The organism is Pseudoclavibacter sp. CFCC 13611 (assembly GCF_008831225.1).
GTDB lineage: Bacteria > Actinomycetota > Actinomycetes > Actinomycetales > Microbacteriaceae > Pseudoclavibacter_A.
In genome coordinates this window covers 151136-171101 of sequence record NZ_WBKE01000003.1, presented here as the reverse complement: position 1 = coordinate 171101, position 19966 = coordinate 151136, and the positions used below count along the sequence as shown (strand labels likewise).

The window sequence follows — 19966 nt, the reverse complement described above, 5'->3', positions numbered from 1 at the left end:
TGGCCACCTTAGCTCAGTCGGTAGAGCACTTCACTCGTAATGAAGGGGTCGCGAGTTCGATTCTCGCAGGTGGCTCTCGAATCTTCTCTGTGTTTCCTTTCTGCCTGCCAGGTAGGCTGAATCCATGAACCCCGCTTGACACGCCGGCTGGCCTGCAGTGCACGGTGATTGCTCCGCATTCTTTTCTCCCTATCCTCGGCCATGCAGAGGTCTGCCCTGCCAGGGGCACCGTCGGGCTGCCCTTCCATCTCGAGCTGCTGTGAACGAACGACAGCATGGATCTCGGCCCGTTGCTGCTGCCTGCACGAACGGCGGCTGCTGTCTTCACGAACGCTGGTTGCCCCAGTGAGAACCCTTCGGCTCGGGCAGCTTGCCCGTCTGTTTGACAGCAGTGATGGCACTTCGGTGGACATGTACTTGTAGGACAGCTTCGTACGCTCAGAAGTGTTGCCTATGAGTCACATTTGTGATTAGATGAACGCGTCGTTGACCGCATGCGGGTTCTCGTATTGAGCATGCGGGAATTCCATGAGGGGGGAATGTGCGAAGCAAAGTCAAGCATGCGGGCGGGCTGGTTGGGGTCGCTGCACTGGCCAGTGTCTTGCTTGTCGGTTGCTCGAGCACCACCACCAGCACCAGCGGCACAAATGATGCAGTGCAGGAATCGGCGCAGCAAGATGCGAACGGCTCGAATGTCGAACCTGCCCCCGACACTGCGATCTACGAATATGACTCTGCGGATTCTCTGCCTGTTCGGGCCAAGACGATCACGGTCCGGCTGCCTACTGCTTTGGAGGCCAGGCTTCTCGCAGACGGGCTGCCTCGCCCAGAATTCGAGTCATACACTTTCGCCGCTGCGGCGGCGGATCCGCAGAATGACTCATCGAGGGATCTGTGCACGCTCAAGGCGAAGGCGGTCAGATCTGATGGGTCTGGTGATGAAGACGAAGCCCTTCGCCTTGCCTGTGGGAAGCCAGATCAATCTCTCAACGGCAGAAAGGGAGCCGTGTCGTACACCTTCCAAGTGGATCTGTCTCAAGTGCCAGCGTCGACTCTGTCGAAGCTGGGATTCGCTGACAAGGGCTTATCCACCGGCGGTGATCGTGGTGGAGCTGTCGTCGCATCAGTAACAGTCGCACCGATGAATGACGGCACCGTTGAGGTCGTCGGCGACCTTGATGGTCAAGTGGGGACGAAAGTCGACAAAGAGATGTACGTCATGGATCAGGGCGGCAACTGGGTGCCGAAACGGCCTCTGTGATGAGGAATGACACAGACGGGATCACAAAGCACATGATGAGGGCAGGCATGTTTCGGAAGACCTATCTCACGAACTCCCAAGACGGGGCAACTGTGAACCATGCGGGTACCGGCGCGCGAGTGGCGACGCTTCTCATCGCGGTGAGCGTGCTCGCAACCGGTTGCGCTACGTCTTCTGGCGGCTCGCAGAACGAGAGCAGTGCCTCATCGCCCGCCGACAGTGATACGACCTCAGGCTCTCAGGAGGGCACCGACGCTACCGCGGCCGATGTGCCGGATTCATTGACGTATGCCTATGACCCGTCCCAGCAGCTGCCTCTCCGTGCGAAGAAGATCACGATATCTCTGCCCGACTCGTTGAAACAGAAGCTGACCGCTGATGGAGTGCCCCTTCCAAAAATAGAGTCGTTCACGTTTACGGGGCTTGGTGAGAAGGCGACTTCCACGGGCGGCACGTCTGGGCAGTGCTCCATTCAGCAGTCGGCTTCGCCTGCAGGAGACGGAGCATATCCAGACGGCACACAGGATGTCTCCTGCGCATCGCCGATCAGAGGGGGTGGGACGCCTCTGCAGGTGCGGTTTGTCGCTCAGATGGACGGCGTCTCATCGACACGCCTGGCAGAGCTCGGTCTCGGTGATTCCTGGGCCGTTGGCTCTGCGACCGTTGTGTCGCTCCCAGACGGGAGCGTCATGCTCCTAGAGAAGACTCCAGACGGAGGCCGTACAGAGCTGTCATCAAACTATGTGCGGAATGCGAGTGGGGACTGGGTTGTGAATGTCCCAGAAGGCTCACGGTGATCGGCGATCAGCTCGGGGAGCCCATCTCTTCAAGGTATCGGGCCTCGGCTGGGCAGAAGGGGCATTTGAGCGTGGGGGAGTCCGAGCCTGGTGCGGCGGCGCTGCTGCGGCCTGCGACCCAGTCTGGCTGCCCGCGGAGTCGATGAATGAGGTTGGTGAAGCCAGACTGTCGTAGTACTCACCGAAGAGCGCCCTTGGGGGTATCTGAAGCGCTTGGGCCAGTTTGACAATCGTGTCCAAGGTTGGATTTCGGCGGCCGCGTTCTATCCCAGACACGTACGTGCGGTCTAACCCTGCATGGAGGGCGAAGGCCTCCTGCGACGTCCACCCCGCGGAGCGACGGAGCCTTCGGAGCTGCCGTCCGAATGCAAGTCGATGAGCTGGAGTATCCACCCATCAACCTTGTAGACGAAGGGCTGATAAGTCCACGGACAATGAGTCACACAGGTCTGCGCTGACGGCCTGACGAGCAGGGACGCCATGGGGCGGACTGCGAGGCATGACCGAGAGGGGCAATGTGACGAAGTCTGAGGGATGCGGGCATGAAGAGAATTCGATCGTGATTGAGGGGGTGTGGAGTTTGTGAAAGACGCAAAACTGATCAGCGTTCTCATTCCGGTGTACAACGAAGCTGAAGTGCTCCAGAAGTTGTACAGCAAACTGCAGAACATGGCTGAGGGTTTGAATGCCTACCGCTTTGAGTTTCTCTTTGTCGATGACGGAAGTGCTGATGCGAGCATGAGCATCATCCGCGACCTGGCCGCAACAGACGCACGCATTGCGTGGGTGAGCCTGTCTCGCAACTTTGGCAAGGAGCTTGCCATGCTTGCAGGGCTGGATAACGTCCGTGGCGACGCCACCGTGGTGATAGACGCAGATCTCCAGGACCCTCCAGAGCTCATTCCTCGCATGATCGAACAGTGGGAGCGCGGGTTCGATGATGTCTATGCTCGTCGAAGAACGCGCAGCGGAGAGTCTTGGCTGAAGAAGTCCACGTCAAAGCTCTACTACAGAATTCTGCAGCGAACGACCCGTGTGCAGCTGCAGATGGACACCGGAGACTTCAGGCTTCTTGACCGCAAATGTGTGGAAGCCCTTCGTCAGTTGAGGGAGTCGGAACGGTATACAAAGGGGATGTTCAGCTGGATAGGGTTTCGCAAGGTCGAAGTGGTCTACGATCGCCCGGCTCGGCAAGGGGGCATCACGAAATGGAACTACGGCCAACTGGTCCATCTTGCCATTGACGGGCTGACATCCTGCACGACGGCTCCTCTGCGGTTCTCCAGCTTCATGGGAGCCGTCATCTCGATCGCCGCTTTCGCCTATCTGCTCGTCATCGTCGTGAGAACGCTGATGTGGGGCAACACAGCTGTTGGGTACCCATCGCTCATGGCGGTGATGCTGTTTCTTGGTGGGGTGCAGCTGCTGAGTCTTGGCATCATCGGCGAGTACATCGGTCGCATCTTCATGGAGTCGAAACGCCGACCGGCATATCTCGTTCAGTCGATGCATGAGAGCAGGCCGGAATGACCAGAATGGCGTCAAGCTGGCAGAGATGGTTGGCTGTGGACTGGGCTCTGGCCGCTGTCACCTCGGTTGGCGTATTCTTTCTCGCGCTATGGCTGGCTGCCGGGCAGTCGATCTGGTACGACGAGGCCTACTCTGTACTGGTCGCTCAGAGCCCTGTTGACGACCTGTTTGCGCTGACCGCGGTGGATGCCCACCCGCCCTTCTACTACCTCTTGGTCAAAGCATGGGCGGGAGTGTTCGGGTGGAGTGAGCTGTCGCTTCGCAGTCTGAGTGCATTGGCGGCAGGTGCGACCGTCTTCGTCATGTTCTGCATCGTGCGAAGGATGTTCTCGTCGAGAATCGCGCTTATGACGTTGCCCTTCGTCTCACTGTCGGCGTACTCCCTTCGGTACTCATATGAAGTTCGAATGTATGCGATCGCCGGATTGATCTGTGCGTTGGCAACTCTGTGCCTGGTGAGCGTCGTGCTGTCGGAGAACACGCGGCGCCAGACAATTTTCAAGTGGTCTGCCTACAGCCTTCTGGTCGTACTCGGCATGTACACCATGTACATGTGTGCCGTTGTCTGGGTTGCGCATGCGATCTGGCTTGCAGCGCGATGGCACCGACTGCGAACGGGGCCGCTTGTCAAGCAACCGTGGCTCCTCGCGTTCGGAGCGGCCGCTCTGCTGTTCGCGGCGTATGTCCCGGTGGTCATGAACCAGCTGAGAGACAGTGCGTCTTCGGGGATCGAATCAGCGGTCACGGTCGAGAAGGCTGTCAACTTCTTCACAATGAGTCTGACGTACACCCCGATCTGGCGGGCGGGCGCATGGCTTTCGTGCCTGATTCTTGTGGCAGTGCTGCTCGTGCTCTACTCATTGCGTCATGTCGTGATCGAGCAGAGCCACCGTGACGCGATCAGCCTCTTGACCCTTCTCTCCATGGTGCCGATGCTGTTCGAGATGTGCGTCTCACTGCCTCCGCTGTCACCACATTTCGTCAATAGGTACATCTCTCACACGGTTGTCTATCCGCTTGCGCTCCTTCCTGTTCTGCTCTGGTTGGTCTGGAGGCGAAATGGCAGGAAGCAGCGTTGGGTCGCGATCATCAGCGCCTGCAGCGTCGTCGCGCTCCAGATCGTGGGCGTGACCACGCTGAAAGCCACCGGCAACTTCAACTTCGATAATCTGACCACGAATCATGCCCGCGAAGTGCGTGATTCGGTCGAATGCAGTCCACAGAACACTGTTGTCGCCGACACGCCGTTGGAAGGGATCGGATTCAGCTACTACTTTGCGGACTGTCCGCTGTACTTCGCCAGCAATGACGAGGTGGCCTTTCACGGTGGATACGCTCCACTTCACGGGAGTGACCGGCGAATTTCCTCATCATCGTCTATCGGCACACCTGAGCTGACGGTGCTGCGGATGGAAGAAGCAGGGAAGCTATTGGTCGATGACCGCTACGAGCTGGTCAGAACTGACCGCATTGGCAGCGCGATCGTCGACCATTATGCGCTGCGCCCGTGAGAGCGCGTCTGGCTGGGCACACCTCTCAGCGGCATGAGCTGACTTGACTCTGGGCACAGAGACCGGCCCGACTCAACATCCCCCGAAGTGAGCCGGGCCGGCGTGGTTCGCGCTGAAGTCGGCCCTGCAGTGCACCGGTCACGGTGTGCAGCCGATCTGGGCGGTGCAGCGCCCGATGCCTGACCAGGGGCACGGGCATGCGCCGACTTCAACGCAGTCAGTGGGCGATCAGGCGGTCTCCTTCTCGCGTTCGTAGTTGTGCACGGCGATCTGCACGAGCGTCAGCGTGGCCGTGTCTTCGATGGTCGGCGGAACGATCAGCTTCTCGCCGTTGACGATCTGTCGCAGGTTCTTGCGCAGGATCTTGCCGGAGCGCGTCTTGGGCAGCCCCTCGACGACGACCACGTCTTTGAACGCCGCGACGGCGCCGAGCTCTTTGCGCACCTTCTGCACGAGCTCTTTGCGCAGCACCTCTTCGGTGCTGTCGAACCCGTGCTTGAGCACGACGAACCCGAACGGCTTCTCTCCTTTGAGCGCATCGGCGGCCCCGATGACCGCCGCCTCGGCGACAGCCGGATGCGCACCCAGAATGCCTTCCATCTGACCGGTGCTGAGGCGGTGGCCGGCGACGTTGATCACGTCGTCGGTGCGGCCCATCACGTAGACGTAGCCTTCACGGTCGATGTACCCGGAATCCCCGGTGAGGTAGTATCCCGGGAACGGCTTCAGGTAGCAGCGCTGGTAGCGCTTGTGACGGCGCCAGAGCGTGGTCAGCGTTCCCGGCGGCATCGGCTGCTTGATGACGATGTTGCCTTCGCCCATGTTCGGCACAGGGTTGCCCTCGTCGTCGACGATCTGCACGTTGTAGCCGGGGGTGGGCAGCCCGGACGATCCCGGCCGAGACTCGACCGGCTGCAGACCGATGAAGTTGCCGGTGATCGCCCAGCCCGTCTCAGTCTGCCACCAGTGGTCGACCACTTTCGGGTGGATGTTGGCGACCGCCCAGTGATAGGTGTCGGGATCGGTGCGCTCGCCGGCGAGAAAGAGCGCCTGCAGCGACGAGATGTCGAACTGCTTCACGAGCTCGGCCTTCGGATCCTCCTTGCGCACGGCGCGGATGGCTGTGGGCGCAGTGAAGAACGAACGCACTTTGTGACGTTCGATGATGCGCCAGAACTGGCCGGCATCCGGCGTGCCGACGGGCTTGCCCTCGTAGACGACGGTGGTCGCACCGACCAGCAGCGGGCCGTAGATGATGTAGCTGTGCCCGACGACCCAGCCGACGTCCGACGCCGTCCACATGACCTGACCGGCCTCGATGTTGTAGAGGTTCTTCATCGTCCAAGCCAGCGACACGGCGTAGCCGCCGGTGTCACGGACGACGCCCTTCGGCGCGCCGGTGGTGCCCGAGGTGTAGAGAATGTACAGCGGATGCGTCGAGACGACCGGCACCGGTTTGTGCGGTGCCGCATGGGCCATTTCGTCGTCCCAGTCGTACCACTCGGTCTCGATGAGGTCGGCGACCCAGTCGGTGCCGTCCTTCGCGCCGCCGGGAATCTCTGGGCGGTCTTTGACGATGATCGAGTCGACGAAGTGGTCGCAGAGGGCGATGGCCTCGGCGACGATCGGCAGGTACTCGACGATGCGGTTCGGCTCGATGCCGCCGTCGGCGGTCACGAGCACCTTCGGCTTCGCGTCGTTGATGCGGGTGGCGAGCTCCTTGGCAGCGAACCCGCCGAAGACGACGGAGTGCACGGCTCCGAGTCGAGCACAGGCGAGCGAGGCGATCAGCGCCTCGGGGATCATCGGCATGTAGATGACGACGCGGTCGCCGAGGCCGACGCCGTGGGAGGCCAGCACGCCGGCGAAGCGAGCGACCTCGTCCCGCAGTTCGTTGTAGGTGTACGTGCGCGACTTGTCTGTGACCGCCGATTCGTAGATCAGCGCCTTCTGGTCGCCGCGGCCCGCCTCGATGTGTCGGTCGAGCGCGTTGTAGGCGACGTTCAGCGTGCCGTTCGGAAACCACTGGTATTCCGGATCGTTGGACGAATCGAGCGCCTGTGTGGGCTCTGAATGCCAGTCGATGGCCTTGGCGGCGTCGAGCCAGAACGACTCTGGATCCTGGATGCTCTGCTGGTACGCCTGCCCGTAGGCTCCCTCACGCACCTGGTCACGCGTGATGTTCATCGTGTCCTCCTCATTGAGTACCTCCCGAGGATGCCGACACGACGGCTCTGTGGCGCCTCATCCTCGAAGCATGGGATCAATATACCGACGTTGTATACACAGATGCAAACATCAACAATGAACTGCAGATGCAATGTGCCAAATACGGCGCTTGATCGCAGGAGATGACGGTCTTCTGCGAAATTGTGTATACATTGACGTGTGATTTGTGTATACACTGATGGCGATCGATCGACGATGACCGAAGGAGGGGATCATGCGCGCAGGTGACCGGGCGTATCAGACTCTCCGTGAAGAGATCACCAACGGCGATCTGCCCGCGGGCACGGTGCTGGGCGAGGTTGAGCAGGCAGTGCGCCTCGGCATCTCCCGCACCCCGGTTCGCGAGGCCCTGCGGCAGCTGATCAGCGAGGGTTTGGCAGTGCAGCGGCCGCGCGGCGTCGAGGTCTCAGAGGTCTCGTTCGAGAACATCAGCGAGCTCTATGACGTGCGCCTGGCCCTGGAATGCCAGGCTGCTCGACTCGCCGCACGCAATCGTGACGTCGACGTGTTCCGAGCGCTGCTCGTGGACTTCCAGCACGTCAGCGACCTGCTCAACACCCGTGACCGCAACCGGCACGACTACTACGAACTCGTCAACCGCCTCGACGACGCCCTCGACCAGGCCGTGCGGAATCCCTACCTGGTCTCGGCGATGGCGACGGTGCGCACGCATCTCGCTCGCATCCGCCACATGGCGCGCAGCGATCGCGCCCGACTCATGGACGCCGCCCGCGAGCACGCGCTCATCGTGCAGGCGATCATCGACGGCGACGGCGATCTCGCTGCGCACGCCACGCATGTGCACCTCTACAACAGTCTTTCCCACCGACTGGCGAAGGCCGCCAGTCTCGAGACCCACTCCGCTGACGCCGTCAGCCCAGATGAAGGAGATGCTCGTGAGACAGCATGACGTCCGTGTGTACAAGAGCGAAGAGAACCTGGCTCGCAAGGATCAGCTCGCCTGGAAGATCGCCGAGGTCGCCGCTGACCCCGTCGAGGTCAGCCAGGAGGTGACCGACGAGGTCATCAACCGTGTGATCGACAACGCCTCGGTGGCCGCGGCATCGCTGCTGCGCGCCCCGATCGTCTCCGCTCGCGCACAGGCAAAGGCTCACCCGTTCACGCGGGGCGGCTCGACGGTCTTCGGCCTGCCCATTCCCAAACGCTACTCGCCAGAGTGGGCCACCTGGGCCAACGGCGTCGCCGTGCGCGAGCTCGACTATCACGACACCTTCCTCGCGGCTGAGTACTCGCACCCCGGCGACAACATCCCCGCGATGATCGCCGTGGCCCAGCACGTCACCGGCACCCGCAGCGCACAGGTCTCCGGCCACGACGTCGTGCGCGGCATCGCCACCGGCTACGAGATCCAGGTCGACCTGGTGCGCGCGATCAGCCTGCACAAACACAAGATCGACCATGTGGCCCACCTCGGCCCGTCGATCGCCGCCGGCCTCGGTACGCTGCTGCATCTCGATCCCGAGGTGATCTTCCAGGCGATCGGCCAGGCACTGCACACCACCACCGCGACGCGTCAGTCTCGCAAGGGGCAGATCTCGACCTGGAAGGCGCATGCCCCGGCATTCGCCGCGAAGATGGCTGTCGAGGCGGTCGACCGCGCGATGCGCGGCCAGACCAGCCCCGAACCCATCTACGAAGGCGAGGACGGCGTGATCGCGTGGATGCTGGACGGCCCCGACGCGCATTACTCGGTTCCGCTTCCCGAGCGCGGTGAGGTCAAGCGCGGCATTCTCGACACCTACACCAAGGAGCACTCAGCCGAGTACCAGGCGCAGGCCTGGATCGATCTCGCCCGTAAGCTGCACAACGAGCACCCGGAACTGGCGAACCCCGCAAACGTCAAGTCGATCGTGCTGCACACCTCGCACCACACGCACTACGTGATCGGCTCGGGCGCGAACGACCCGCAGAAGTACGACCCGACCGCGAGCCGTGAGACGCTCGACCACTCGATTCCGTACATCTTCGCAGTCGCACTGCAGGACGGACGCTGGCACCACGTCGACTCCTACGCTCCCGAGCGGGCCGGTCGGTCTGACACCGTGCAGCTGTGGCACAAGATCACCACTGAAGAGGATGCCGAGTGGACCCGTCGCTACCATTCGATCGATCCTGAAGAGAAGGCCTTCGGCGGCCGTGCCGAGATCGAGCTCGCCGACGGTTCGCACATCACGGCAGAGATCGCCGTCGCCGACGCGCACCCGCTGGGCGCACGCCCGTTCCAGCGAGAGAACTACATCCAGAAGTTCAAGACCCTCGCCGAGCCCGTGCTCGAACCCAGCGAGATCGAGCGCTTCCTTGATGTCGCTCAGCGCCTTGACACCCTGACCGCCGACGAGTTGGGCGAGCTGACCATCGTGGCCCGGCCCGGCCTGCTCGAGAGTGTCAACGACCCGAAGGGAATCTTCTGATGCTGTACTCGAAAGTCACCCCCGAGGCGAAGCGCCGAGCTTTTCGCGACGGGCTGGCCAGCGGACGACTGCAGCGGCTGCCAGGCGCGTTCAACGCGCTCTCGGCGCGGCTGATCGAGCGCAAAGGCTTCGAAGGGGTCTACGCGTCGGGCGGCGTGCTGGCCAACGATCTCGGCTTTCCCGACATCGGCCTGACGACGCTCACCGAGGTCGCCGGTCGCGTGCACACCTATGCGCGCTCGACCGATCTGCCGGTGCTCGTCGACGCCGACACCGGCTTCGGTGAGCCCATGAACGTGGCCCGCACGGTTCAGGAGCTCGAAGATGCGGGCGTCGCCGGCATCCACATCGAAGATCAGATCAACCCGAAGCGATGCGGCCACCTTGACGGCAAAGCCGTCGTCGATCAGGCGACGGCGGTCAATCGAATCCACGCCGCCGTCGAGGCGCGCCGCGACGAGAACCTGGTGATCCTGGCGCGCACCGACATCAGAGGGTCTGAGGGGCTCGAGGCGGCCATCGACCGGGCGAAGGCCCTGGTCGACGCGGGCGCCGACGGCATCTTTCCCGAGGCACTGCGCGATCTGGGCGAGTTCGAGGCGTTCCGCAGGGCGATCGACGTGCCGCTGCTGGCGAATATGACCGAGTTCGGCAAGAGCGAGCTGTTCACGAACCGGCAGCTGCAGGATCTCGGGTTCAACCTCGTGATCTACCCGGTCTCGCTGCAGCGACTGGCGATGGGCGCTGCCGAGCGCGGTCTTGACGCGATCATCAGCGAGGGCAGCCTGAGCTCGCAGGTCGAGCACATGCAGACCCGAGCCGATCTCTACGAGCTGGTCGACTACCCGGCGTACAGCGAGTTCGACACCTCGGTGTTCAACTTCGACGTCGAGCGCGACAACTACCACTGATCCGCATTCCGAAAGAGACAATCATGACTGAGATCTACAAGGGCCTGGCCGGTGTGCCCGTCGACTACACCGCCATCTCGAAGGTGAACCCCGAGACGAACTCGCTGCTCTACCGCGGTTACCCCGTGCAGGAGCTCGCTGCGACGCAGTCGTTCGAGGCCGTCGCCTATCTGCTCTGGCACGGTGAGCTGCCCAACGACGAGCAGCTCGCCGAGTTCGTGTCGACCGAGCGCTCGCTGCGCGGTCTCGATGCGAACGTCAAAGCCGTCATCGACTCGCTGCCGACTGACTCGCATCCGATGGATGTCGTGCGCACGGCCGTCAGCGTGATCGGTGCGAACGACCCCAAGACGGCTGACGAGTCGCCCGAGGCCGAGCTCGAGAAGGCGGTGAACCTCTTCGCGAAGCTGCCGTCGATCGTCTCGTACGATCAGCGTCGCCGCCGCGGCGAGGCATACGTCGAGCCGAACGCCGACCTCGACTATTCGGCGAACTTCCTCTGGCAGACCTTCGGCAAGGAGCCCGACGACTTCGAGGTCGACGCATTCAGGGTGTCGCTGATTCTGTACGCAGAGCACTCGTTCAACGCGTCGACCTTCACCGCCCGCGTCATCACCTCGACGCTCAGCGACCTCTACTCGGCGGTCACCGGCGCGATCGGCGCGCTGAAGGGGCCGCTGCACGGCGGAGCGAACGAGGCGGTGCTGCACATCTTCAACGAGATCAACGCGCAGGCCGAGCAGCAGGGCGTCGAGATCGAGCAGGCCGCGCATGACTGGCTGACTCAGGCGTTCTCCGAAAAGCGCAAGGTCATGGGCTTCGGGCACCGCGTCTACAAGAAGGGCGACTCGCGTGTGCCGACCATGCAGCAGTCGACGCTCGAGCTGATCGAGCGCTACGACCGCGACGACCTGAAGCGTCTCTACGACGCGCTGGCCAAAGAGGTCGACGAGGCCAAGGGCATCAAACCGAACCTCGACTACCCGGCCGGCCCAGCGTACTTTCTGCTCGGGTTCGACATTCCGACGTTCACGCCGATCTTCGTGGCGGCCCGCGTCACCGGCTGGACGGCGCACATCATCGAGCAGCGCGCGAGCAACGCGCTGATTCGCCCGCTCTCGCTGTACAACGGCGTCGATGAGCGGCACGTGCCGGGCTTCGAGGGCTAGGCTTGCACTGCGGCACCCGAATCGGACGGGGCCGCGACTCACAGACCGGCGTCACTTGGGCATGAGCGTGGGTGGCGTCTACAGACGGGCGGGATGCGGAATCGGGGGATGCCGCATCCCGCCCTTTCCTGTCTGCTTGGGCGTCTGGCGCTTGGGCGCCTGGCTACTCGGGTGCCTGGCGCTTGGTGCTTAGCTGCTTGGTGCCTGGCTGCTTGACACCTGTCAGCTGGGTGCCTGTCTGGCTGGGGTCCTGTCTGCCTGAGGCAGTGCCCACGGCATGGCATTCGTCGTCTGCTGCCGGCCTCACGTCCCCCGGATGCAGTGCTCTGCAGCCCGACGTGTTCGTTCCGGGCTTTGCCCCATCGAGACATGACAAATGACTGTCCTCCCCATCGAGACATGCCAACTTCCATGCCTGGATGCTTCAGAAGGACATCTGCCATGTCTCGATGCCTCGGCGGGTGTTCGTTCTGCACACATGAGCTGAACACGCTGCAGACAGACGAAAAGGCCGGGTCAGACATCATTCGTTGATGTCAGACCCGGCCTGTGTCATGCCCGGCTGCCGCAGCTCCAACGTCCGGCGGCAGCTCAGAGGGAGCTACCTTCGATCGAACCGTACGCCCTCGGGCTTGGAGTCGAGGGCGAGCAGCACGATCACGATGATGCCGCCGGCGAACGGGATCAGTGACAGGAAGTAGAAGGCGCCCGACTTGTCGGTGTCATGGAAGCGGCGCCAGACGAGTCCGAGCGTGGGCAGCAGCACGGCCAGGCTGTAAAGCACCAGAATCACGGCGACAGCGATGCCGAACGGCCCGGGCACGGACTGCTGGGTGGTCATGAGCTGGTCGCCGACGCGCACGGTCGAGACCTCGGTGCGTGAGCCGACCCCGGTCAGCACGCTCAGCACGAACGAGATCACGGCGTTGACCAGCATGACCCACCAGAACTCGCTGCGGCTGGCACGCCCTGAGAAGTTCACGTAGTTCTTGAGCCAGCGGACGACCGCCTGCTTGATCGTCGCACCGTAGAGCGGGAGCGTGAGGTCGTCGGGATCGCTTGCGCCGAGCGGCCCCGAGGGCTGGCCGTATCCCTGCGGGCCTCCGTACTGCGGCGGCTGTGGCGGCTGCTGCGGAGGCTGACCGTACTGGCCCGGTGCACCGTACTGCGGCTGCTGGGGGCCTCCGGCCTGGGGAGGCTGGGGCGCGGCATACTGCGGTGGCTGCGGTGGCTGCGGGGGACGCGGTGGCTGTGGCGGCTGCTGGCCGCTGCCATCGGTCGGCTTGGGGCCGTTTGGCGACGCCGGAGGCTCATAGGGAGGAGGAATGGTCATGTCAGTGCCTTTCTCAGGTATCAGCCAGTCGTTGCCCAGCAGCCTAACAGCGAGCGGGCGGGGGAGACCAGTGACCGGCCGTGATCGCGAGGAGTCGGTGTGGCATCGGGGCGATCCGGTGATCACTGCCGAACACTGATCACACCTGCAGCTCGGCCCCCATGACAACAGTGCGCTCTGGCGGCAGGTGAAATGCCTGCGTGCGGTTCGTCGACAGTCGCTCAAGCGCACGAAAGAGGCGGCGCTGCCACCGAGGCCAGTGCGCGACGTGCTCTGTCGCACCGGGCTCGATGCGGAACACGGAGAGCACGTAGGTCGCCGTCGACGGATCGATCTCGAGCTCGGGCGAGAGACCACGGGACTGCTCAAGCGCAGCAGGGATGTTCTGCGAATCGTTGAAACCGACTTGGTAGCGCAGCTGTACGATGCCGTCCTCTGTGTCGGTGAGATTGTCTACGACGATCCGCTGGTCGACCGGCACATGCGGAACGCCCAGGCTGCGCACGCAGACGATGACGACATGCTCGTGCAGCACGTGCGTGAAGTCGATGTTCGCGCGCAGAGCCAGCGGCGTGGTCGCGATGTCGCCATGTGGGTAGACGGCCACTCCGGGCACGCGATCGATGCCGCCGCAGCGCACCTCGTCGACGAGGTCGCCGATCGGCCCCTCCATATCGTGCCGTCGGCCGAAGGCGATCTTCGAGCCGCGGCTCCAGGTGAACATGATGACGACGAAGATCGCTGAGATCGTGAGCGGCAGCCATCCGCCGGTGATCACTTTCAGCGAGTTCGCCGCCAGCAGCAGCATCTCGAGCCCGCCGATGAGCACCGCCATCGTTGCGATGACCGGCCACGACCACTGCCAGACCGTGCGGGCGAAGACCAAGAAGAGCGTCAGCTCGAGCACCAGGGTGCCGGTCACCGCGAGCCCGTAGGCAGAGGCGAGCCGTTCGGAAGACCCAAATCCGAGCACTAAGGCGAGCACGCCGACCAGCAGCAGCGCATTGACCGCCGGCAGATAGATCTGTCCGGCGTTGCTGCGTGAGGTCTGCACGATCTTGAGCCTCGGCAGCAGGCTCAGACGAACAGCCTGGCGCACGATCGAGAAGGCGCCCGAGATCACGGCCTGCGACGCGATCACCGTCGCCAGCGTTGCCAGCACGACGATCGGCACCAGCGCCCAGCTCGGCGCCATGCGGAAGAACGGACTGCTGAGCGCGTCAGGATCATGAAGCAGCATCGCACCCTGGCCGAGGTAGTTCAGCAGCAGTGCCGGGAAGGCGAACATCAGCCAGCCGAGCACGATCGGGCGTCGGCCGAAGTGCCCGAGGTCGGCGTAGAGCGCCTCGGCGCCTGTGACGGCGAGCACAGCCGCTCCGAGAGCCATGAACGCGACCCATGGGTGAGCGGCTGCGAAGGAGAGCGCGTACGTCGGGGAGAGCGCTCGCAGCACGCTGGGGTCGGTGGCGAGCCAGCCGACACCGAGCACGGCGAGCACGACGAACCACAACGCCATGATCGGGCCGAAGGCCTTGCCGATGCGCCCGGTGCCCCGAGGCTGCACGAGAAACAGCAGAGCCAGAATCACCACTGAGATCGGCACGACCCAGGATCCGAAGTCGGGGTCTGCCACCGAAAGCCCCTCCGACGCGCTCATCACGGAGATGGCCGGGGTGATCATGGAGTCGCCCAGAAAGAGCGCGGCGCCGACCACTGCGACTGCGATCGCGAACCCGGAGACGCGAGCACCGCGTCCGTTTTTGCGTCGAATCATGGCGGCGAGTGAGATGATGCCGCCCTCGCCCTGGTTGTCGGCTCGGGTGATGATGCCGACGTATGTCACTGTGACTATGACGATCAGGCACCAAATGATCATCGAGATGACGCCGAGCACGCTCTGCTCGTTGATGTCGGCGTCGGAGTGAGAGCGCAGCACCGTGCGCAGCGTGTACAGCGGGCTCGTGCCGATGTCGCCGAACACGATGCCGATGGCGCCGAGGGTGAGCGCAGCGATTGGACCGCGCTTCGATGCCGTCAGGGCGGTCATCTGCGTCGTGACCGGGCCGGTGTACGGATGACTCTCACCGGTGTTTCTGCGCGAGGCGAACATGATCGCCATCATGCCACTGGCGGGGTACGTCGTCTGCATCGCACGGCGTGTCACGGATACGACACTGAACGCTGTTTCGCGCAGCAGGCCGGACGAATTGGGCGGATGTCGGGCGGCTTCTCGTGGCACACCGCTCGGCCAAGAGTGCGCCGGGTGCGAAAGAAGGCCCCTCTCCCGTGTAAACACTGGGGAGGGGAGCCTTCGTGACGTGCCCCCCGAGAGTTTCGATCTCTCTACCCGCGGAGAACATAACCAGCCCTCGAAGCGGTTTCGGGCGGTTGCCCGAGGGTCGCACTGCCCTCGTGAAAAGCGGCCAGACCGTCTCACCTGTTGCGGCCGTCTGCCCTCCGGTCTCATCCAAAGCGCGGGAAAAGTGCGGGAGTCTTCCGCCCGTCATGGCCTGCTCGTGTTCCACTTGCGCACAAGGGCATGTCAGCGCCCGAGCACTGTCACGATCAGACACATGGACCTGCACAACGACCTCGCCAGCACCGACGCCCAGATCGCCGGCCTTGAGTCACAGCTCGACGAGTGAGAGCAAACGGTGAGGATCGCTTGTTGCGGCCAACGAGCACAGAGCCGTGAGATTTCTGTTTGGACGTCCGTGACAGGCCTCTAGCTGGACTAACGCGATTTTTCAGTTACGAAGCTGAACTGCAAAGTTAGATCGTGGCCGTGCGTGTGTGGCCACAGCTGGTCATGCCACAGCCTCCCAACGACGACACCTGGACTGACCCCGATCTCGCTGGCCAACGCCCTGACCTGTTCCTTACTCTTCAGCTTCGGGAGCTCAACGGCATACGAAGATGGGATGAGCACCTCTTGGGCATAACTATCTGCCTCGATTTCAGCAGCATTATCAGACCGACTGGCGACTTCGTTGATATGCGCAACCGACTTATTGTGCTTCAGTACATGGCCAATTTCGTGAAATAACGTGAACCAGAATTGCCCGTCATCTTTGCCTCGGAGCGTCAAACCTATAACCGGGCGCCCCTCATGCCAGAATGTGCCCCCATATGCACGCGCTCCATCGACGCCGGGCTCAAAAATGAGCTGCACTCCAGCACTTGCTAGTAATGAGACTAAACGTTCCTGGGCATCATCGGGGCCGCTGAGAAACTCGCGCGACAGAGCGCGAATTTGGGGAACAGCAAGCTCTAACGCCTGCTTTGAATACGGTGAACCGCCTCCCCACGAGGCCTCTGCTTGCAACTCGCATAGACGAACCCACGTAGCCATTGCGTAGGTCTGAGGTCTCAGCACAACCTGCTGGCGCGGTAAGGCGAGCTGACGTTCCGCCAGCTCCGTGAGAACTGAGAAGTTGGCAACTCGAAAGAACGCACAAAGCTCCCGGGCAACCAAGGCGGGCCTTCTAAGCGTGGCTGTAACGTAATTATGCTTTCGCAGAGTAGACAGAGGAAAGCGTGCTAGAACGTCTTTAGACGGGACAACGGATTCCAATTCTGACAGTCGAGCCATGTCTGCGCGGTACAACGCTTCCCAAGTCAGCCATGTGGCTGCTGGCACACCTGTGACGAGAGCTACGCCATTAGCCACTGAGGGAGAAAGAGAGGCCCCGCCAATTAATTTAGACACGTGCTTTCCTGATACCCCAAGACGTCGGGCAAGCTCCGCTTGCGACATCTGATGATCGTCGAGCCACTCTTCGAGGTAGCTCCCTGGGGGCACCGCATAATCAGGTTCTTGTGTAAACATGCTGCCCTCCTTCAGTGGTAGTCATCTATATCGTGCACGATGCCCTCGACGGTGCCGTCAGAGAACTCGGATAGCTGGACAACTAGCCGCCAATTCTTGGTAATCGAGCCAGCTCTCCCAATAGGGGGCACTTCCCCATATGGATGCCATTTACCGAGACCACCGGCAAGCTCCTGCAGAGTGTTCGCAGCTCGCAGTTCGTTGAGACGGTTTTTTATGCCTCGCTGCATCCTTGGATCGGAATAGGCTTTTCTCATGGCCTTTTCGTCCGTACAAATCTGCATGATGCGCTTCGTCTGGTAGCTAAGTCTCAAGAGACAACACCGTTACCTATTTGGTTATAGTACATGGAAAGCCGGCGCGCCGCACCCCTCCACTGCCCCCAATTTTGCATAGGCCTCATAGTAACTCAACGTAAGATGCCGGCCCCGATGTACGCATAGCTTCCCTTCGTGCGTCCGGCACCGACCAGCACCAGCGCCGTGCTCATCGCCTGCTGGACAGACTCAGAACGGCCCAGAGGTGTCTCTCTCCACCGGTGCCATGTGCGCGCGCTGCAGCAGCAGCCGTGGCGCCCCGTGGACGCGCCGCCGGTTCCACAGCGTCGCCCGGCCCAGGCCCGTAGCGTCGGCGATTACCGACCACGGCACACCCGCCTCGCGAGCCTCACCGACCAGCGTGTCGAACGACGCGGCCAGGCGCTTGTACTCGGCCAAGTCCTGCAACGCTGGCACCGACTCGTGCCAGTCCTCCGACGTCGGCTCCTGCTTGTGCTTGGCCGCCGACATGCGCCACTGACGCCACGTGATCCGCCGCGCCTGCTGATCCTCCTCGACCCAGCGCACGAACTCCTCCGAATACCAGCCACCCGCCTTGAGTGTCTCCCACGGCCCCGACCAGCCCTGCAGAACCTCGTCAGTGTTCAGCCACCTCGGCAACGGCCGGCCGACACGGTGAGCCCAAGCAGTCTTCCTGCGTGACAGCACCTCGGCGTTCGTCTCCCGACGGAACTGCTCGAACCGGGCAGCCACCCAACCCTCGAACGTCTCCCGCTCACGCTCCCAGAAACCGATCACAACCACTCCTATTGCGTACACGAAACACCACGAAATGCCCTACTTATAGTGTACAGAATATGGCCCTTTCGAAAACCCCCCAGACTCGTACAGATAGCGAGCAACAGACGCGGGGCGGTCACTTGTGATTCCTGGGGTGGGGGGACCCCAGGCCGGGGGTGCCCTTGCAGATTATGGGGTTTCGGCGTGTTTTTGGTGCTCGAAAACCCTGCAGTTCTTTGATCGAAGTTGTGCAATCGGTCGTGTGTGTTTGTGTATCGCGTTCGTTTGTGTGTAGTGTGTGGTCATCGGGTTCGAGACGAAGGAGTGGAACATGAGTGATTACACGGTTGAGTGCCAGGCAGACTTCGGCGCTGTGATGGCTGGGCTGGCTGAGCGAGTGGCGGCATGAGCACGCGCAGGTTCTTGTCGCGTGCTGAGGCTGCGGCTGCGTTGGGCATCTCGAAGTCCACGTTCGTGGCTGCGTTGCGGGCTGGGAAGTTGCTTGAGCCCGATGCTGTGATCGGTGAGGTCGAGGGTTGGTCTCGGGCGAGTGTTGAGCGTATGGCTGAGATGCGTGCCCGGTCTGCGAAGGTGCAGGCGTGGGCTGCGAAGAAGGGCGAGTGACATGGGGCTGTTCAAGGGTTTGATCGTGGGGCTGCCTGTGGTGGCGTTGCAGGTGTTCGGCCGTGTGCTGGCTGGGCTGTTCGGTCTGGCTGCTGTGGGCGTGGTCGCGGCTGTCCGTGCGGGCGGTGCGGCTCGGGCTCGGCGTGCCCACGGTGCGGTCGTGGGGGCGTCTGGTGTGCCTGCTGTGGGCTGGTATCCAGATGCGTGGCAGTCGGGCTGGTGGCGGTACTGGGACGGCGTGTGCTGGTCGCAGTCTGTGCCGCCGCAGGGGCCGGCCGAAACGAAGGTCGAGCACGGTGAGGTGCGTGGTGAGACGGTCGCTCGGCAGGTGGCTGCGGCGTTCGCCGACTATCGAGGGCCGGCCGCTGGTCTGCGGGCTGGTTTCGCCTGGGGGTGATCTGCAGAACGGCCCCGGCAGCGTGATGCGTGTCGGGGCCGTTCGGGTGAGGCTTGGGACGGGCCCCAGCGGTTGCGGTAACCGCCGGGGCGCTGCCGGGCGTGTCAGTGGGTGATAGCAGTCCGCACTTGGATTAGTCATGCCCGGTCGTCGTATCGAGTCTACTGCGCTGATTCTCGGCGAACCTTTGCGGCTGCGTCGCGTAGCTGGACGGCCGTTGGTGCCCACAGTCGTGCGCCGGTCTGCGCGATAACCCGCAGGACTTCTCCGGTGCCGACGCCGACCTGTGCGAGCTTGGTCAGATTGTCGGGGTGCACGATGGTGAGGTGGTTGTCCGGCACGGACTGTCGGGAGGTGCCCAGGAGCTCCCGAGATGCACGGTGCAGGGTCTCGAACTCCTCGACGAGTTCTGGGAGCAGGCGTGCGCCCTTGGGGACTGGCAGGTCGTACTGTTCGGCGATCTGCCGTTTGATGGCGTTCGGGACGGCGTCGACGATGATCTGCAAATGTTCGAGCACGTAGGACTGAATCTCGGTTGTGTGTTCCTGCACCCAGGCGGAGACTGCACCGTCGTGGGCGCGGCGCGCTTGGGCGAGTTCTTGCTCGAACACTTTGTGTCGTGCTTGGGCGCGTTCGGCGTCTTCGAGGATCCTCGTTGCCTCTACCGGGGTCTTCGCGTTGAGCAGCGCGTCGGTGATGACCGGCTGGTTGTACTCCGGCACGCACGCGGCGAACGAGGTGATTCGCTCGGCGCGTTCCTGCAGGTCTTCGATGCCGGGCAGGGCTTGCAGGATGGTCTCGACGGCTGGGCTGCGCCAGTCGCCTCTGTCGATGAGGTGCCCGACGAGCAGTGGCTTCTTCGTTGCGTGTGACATGGTGTGTCTC

Annotated in this window: 15 protein-coding genes and 1 tRNA gene; 9 read left to right on the top strand and 7 right to left on the bottom strand. The window is 62.7% G+C overall.

Annotated elements, in window-relative coordinates; translation table 11 throughout:
* Positions 1 to 2: 2 nt before the first annotated feature.
* Both F8O08_RS09420 and F8O08_RS09415 read left to right on the top strand, forming a co-directional pair.
* Positions 3 to 75, top strand: a tRNA-Thr gene (locus F8O08_RS09420).
* A gap of 466 nt (positions 76 to 541) precedes the next feature.
* Complete coding sequence (locus F8O08_RS09415; RefSeq protein ID WP_158043112.1) at positions 542 to 1261, top strand: hypothetical protein; 720 nt, start codon at positions 542 to 544, stop codon at positions 1259 to 1261.
* Between the two features lie 788 nt (positions 1262 to 2049).
* Here F8O08_RS09415 and F8O08_RS11120 read toward each other — a convergent pair.
* Entirely contained in the window at positions 2050 to 2451 is a 402-nt protein-coding gene (locus F8O08_RS11120; protein ID WP_158037117.1) for a helix-turn-helix domain-containing protein, read from the bottom strand.
* Between the two features lie 189 nt (positions 2452 to 2640).
* On the opposite strand from F8O08_RS11120, the gene F8O08_RS09405 reads away from it, so the two are divergent.
* Positions 2641 to 3588 (top strand): glycosyltransferase family 2 protein, encoded by a 948-nt coding sequence (locus F8O08_RS09405; protein WP_158043111.1) that lies wholly within the window; start codon positions 2641 to 2643, stop codon positions 3586 to 3588.
* Between the two features lie 35 nt (positions 3589 to 3623).
* On the top strand, positions 3624 to 5099 hold the full coding sequence (locus tag F8O08_RS09400) for a glycosyltransferase family 39 protein (protein WP_192497754.1): 1476 nt from the start codon (positions 3624 to 3626) through the stop codon (positions 5097 to 5099).
* 228 nt (positions 5100 to 5327) lie between these two features.
* Here the strand turns inward: F8O08_RS09400 and F8O08_RS09395 are convergent, their stop codons facing one another.
* Entirely contained in the window at positions 5328 to 7286 is a 1959-nt protein-coding gene (locus F8O08_RS09395) for an acetate--CoA ligase (protein WP_158043109.1), read from the bottom strand.
* Positions 7287 to 7542: 256 nt separating this feature from the next.
* Between F8O08_RS09395 and F8O08_RS09390 the strand changes: the two genes are divergently transcribed.
* The 4 genes from F8O08_RS09390 to F8O08_RS09375 are packed head-to-tail and all read left to right on the top strand — an operon-like array spanning position 7543 to position 11840.
* Entirely contained in the window at positions 7543 to 8238 is a 696-nt protein-coding gene (locus tag F8O08_RS09390) for a GntR family transcriptional regulator (protein ID WP_158037120.1), read from the top strand.
* Positions 8219 to 9760, top strand: coding sequence for an MmgE/PrpD family protein (locus tag F8O08_RS09385; RefSeq protein ID WP_158037121.1), 1542 nt, complete (start codon positions 8219 to 8221; stop codon positions 9758 to 9760). Before F8O08_RS09390 ends, F8O08_RS09385 begins: the two co-directional genes overlap by 20 nt.
* Positions 9760 to 10671 (top strand): methylisocitrate lyase, encoded by a 912-nt coding sequence (prpB, locus tag F8O08_RS09380; protein ID WP_158043108.1) that lies wholly within the window; start codon positions 9760 to 9762, stop codon positions 10669 to 10671. The genes F8O08_RS09385 and prpB overlap by 1 nt, the downstream gene beginning before the upstream one ends.
* 23 nt (positions 10672 to 10694) lie before the next feature.
* Positions 10695 to 11840 (top strand): bifunctional 2-methylcitrate synthase/citrate synthase, encoded by a 1146-nt coding sequence (locus F8O08_RS09375; RefSeq protein ID WP_158030261.1) that lies wholly within the window; start codon positions 10695 to 10697, stop codon positions 11838 to 11840.
* A gap of 601 nt (positions 11841 to 12441) precedes the next feature.
* Here F8O08_RS09375 and F8O08_RS11060 read toward each other — a convergent pair.
* The 4 genes from F8O08_RS11060 to F8O08_RS09355 all read right to left on the bottom strand — a co-directional run bounded on the left by F8O08_RS11060 (position 12442) and on the right by F8O08_RS09355 (position 18078).
* Positions 12442 to 13173: a DUF805 domain-containing protein gene (locus F8O08_RS11060; protein WP_158043107.1), complete on the bottom strand. Its 732-nt coding sequence runs from the start codon at positions 13171 to 13173 to the stop codon at positions 12442 to 12444.
* A 139-nt stretch (positions 13174 to 13312) separates the two neighbouring features.
* Positions 13313 to 15337: a potassium transporter Kup gene (locus tag F8O08_RS09365; protein WP_225733625.1), complete on the bottom strand. Its 2025-nt coding sequence runs from the start codon at positions 15335 to 15337 to the stop codon at positions 13313 to 13315.
* Positions 15338 to 15907: 570 nt separating this feature from the next.
* Complete coding sequence (locus F8O08_RS09360) at positions 15908 to 17002, bottom strand: ImmA/IrrE family metallo-endopeptidase (protein ID WP_158043106.1); 1095 nt, start codon at positions 17000 to 17002, stop codon at positions 15908 to 15910.
* A 506-nt stretch (positions 17003 to 17508) separates the two neighbouring features.
* The gene (locus F8O08_RS09355) at positions 17509 to 18078 is read right to left on the bottom strand and encodes a hypothetical protein (protein WP_158043105.1); all 570 of its coding nucleotides are present in this window, start codon (positions 18076 to 18078) and stop codon (positions 17509 to 17511) included.
* A 607-nt stretch (positions 18079 to 18685) separates the two neighbouring features.
* On the opposite strand from F8O08_RS09355, the gene F8O08_RS09345 reads away from it, so the two are divergent.
* Entirely contained in the window at positions 18686 to 19081 is a 396-nt protein-coding gene (locus F8O08_RS09345) for a hypothetical protein (protein WP_158043103.1), read from the top strand.
* Positions 19082 to 19242: 161 nt separating this feature from the next.
* Here F8O08_RS09345 and F8O08_RS09340 read toward each other — a convergent pair whose 3' ends face one another.
* Positions 19243 to 19956, bottom strand: coding sequence for a hypothetical protein (locus tag F8O08_RS09340; protein WP_158043102.1), 714 nt, complete (start codon positions 19954 to 19956; stop codon positions 19243 to 19245).
* Positions 19957 to 19966: the final 10 nt, after the last annotated feature.

Coding starts and splice junctions, on each gene's coding strand:
- F8O08_RS09375 (WP_158030261.1), top strand. CDS start 10,695: ATGACTGAGATCTACAAGGGCCTGGCCGGTGTGCCCGTCGACTACACC.
- F8O08_RS09385 (WP_158037121.1), top strand. CDS start 8,219: ATGCTCGTGAGACAGCATGACGTCCGTGTGTACAAGAGCGAAGAGAAC.
- F8O08_RS11060 (WP_158043107.1), bottom strand. CDS start 13,173: ATGACCATTCCTCCTCCCTATGAGCCTCCGGCGTCGCCAAACGGCCCC.
- F8O08_RS09360 (WP_158043106.1), bottom strand. CDS start 17,002: ATGTTTACACAAGAACCTGATTATGCGGTGCCCCCAGGGAGCTACCTC.
- F8O08_RS09390 (WP_158037120.1), top strand. CDS start 7,543: ATGCGCGCAGGTGACCGGGCGTATCAGACTCTCCGTGAAGAGATCACC.
- F8O08_RS09395 (WP_158043109.1), bottom strand. CDS start 7,286: ATGAACATCACGCGTGACCAGGTGCGTGAGGGAGCCTACGGGCAGGCG.
- F8O08_RS09340 (WP_158043102.1), bottom strand. CDS start 19,956: ATGTCACACGCAACGAAGAAGCCACTGCTCGTCGGGCACCTCATCGAC.
- F8O08_RS09345 (WP_158043103.1), top strand. CDS start 18,686: ATGGGGCTGTTCAAGGGTTTGATCGTGGGGCTGCCTGTGGTGGCGTTG.
- prpB (WP_158043108.1), top strand. CDS start 9,760: ATGCTGTACTCGAAAGTCACCCCCGAGGCGAAGCGCCGAGCTTTTCGC.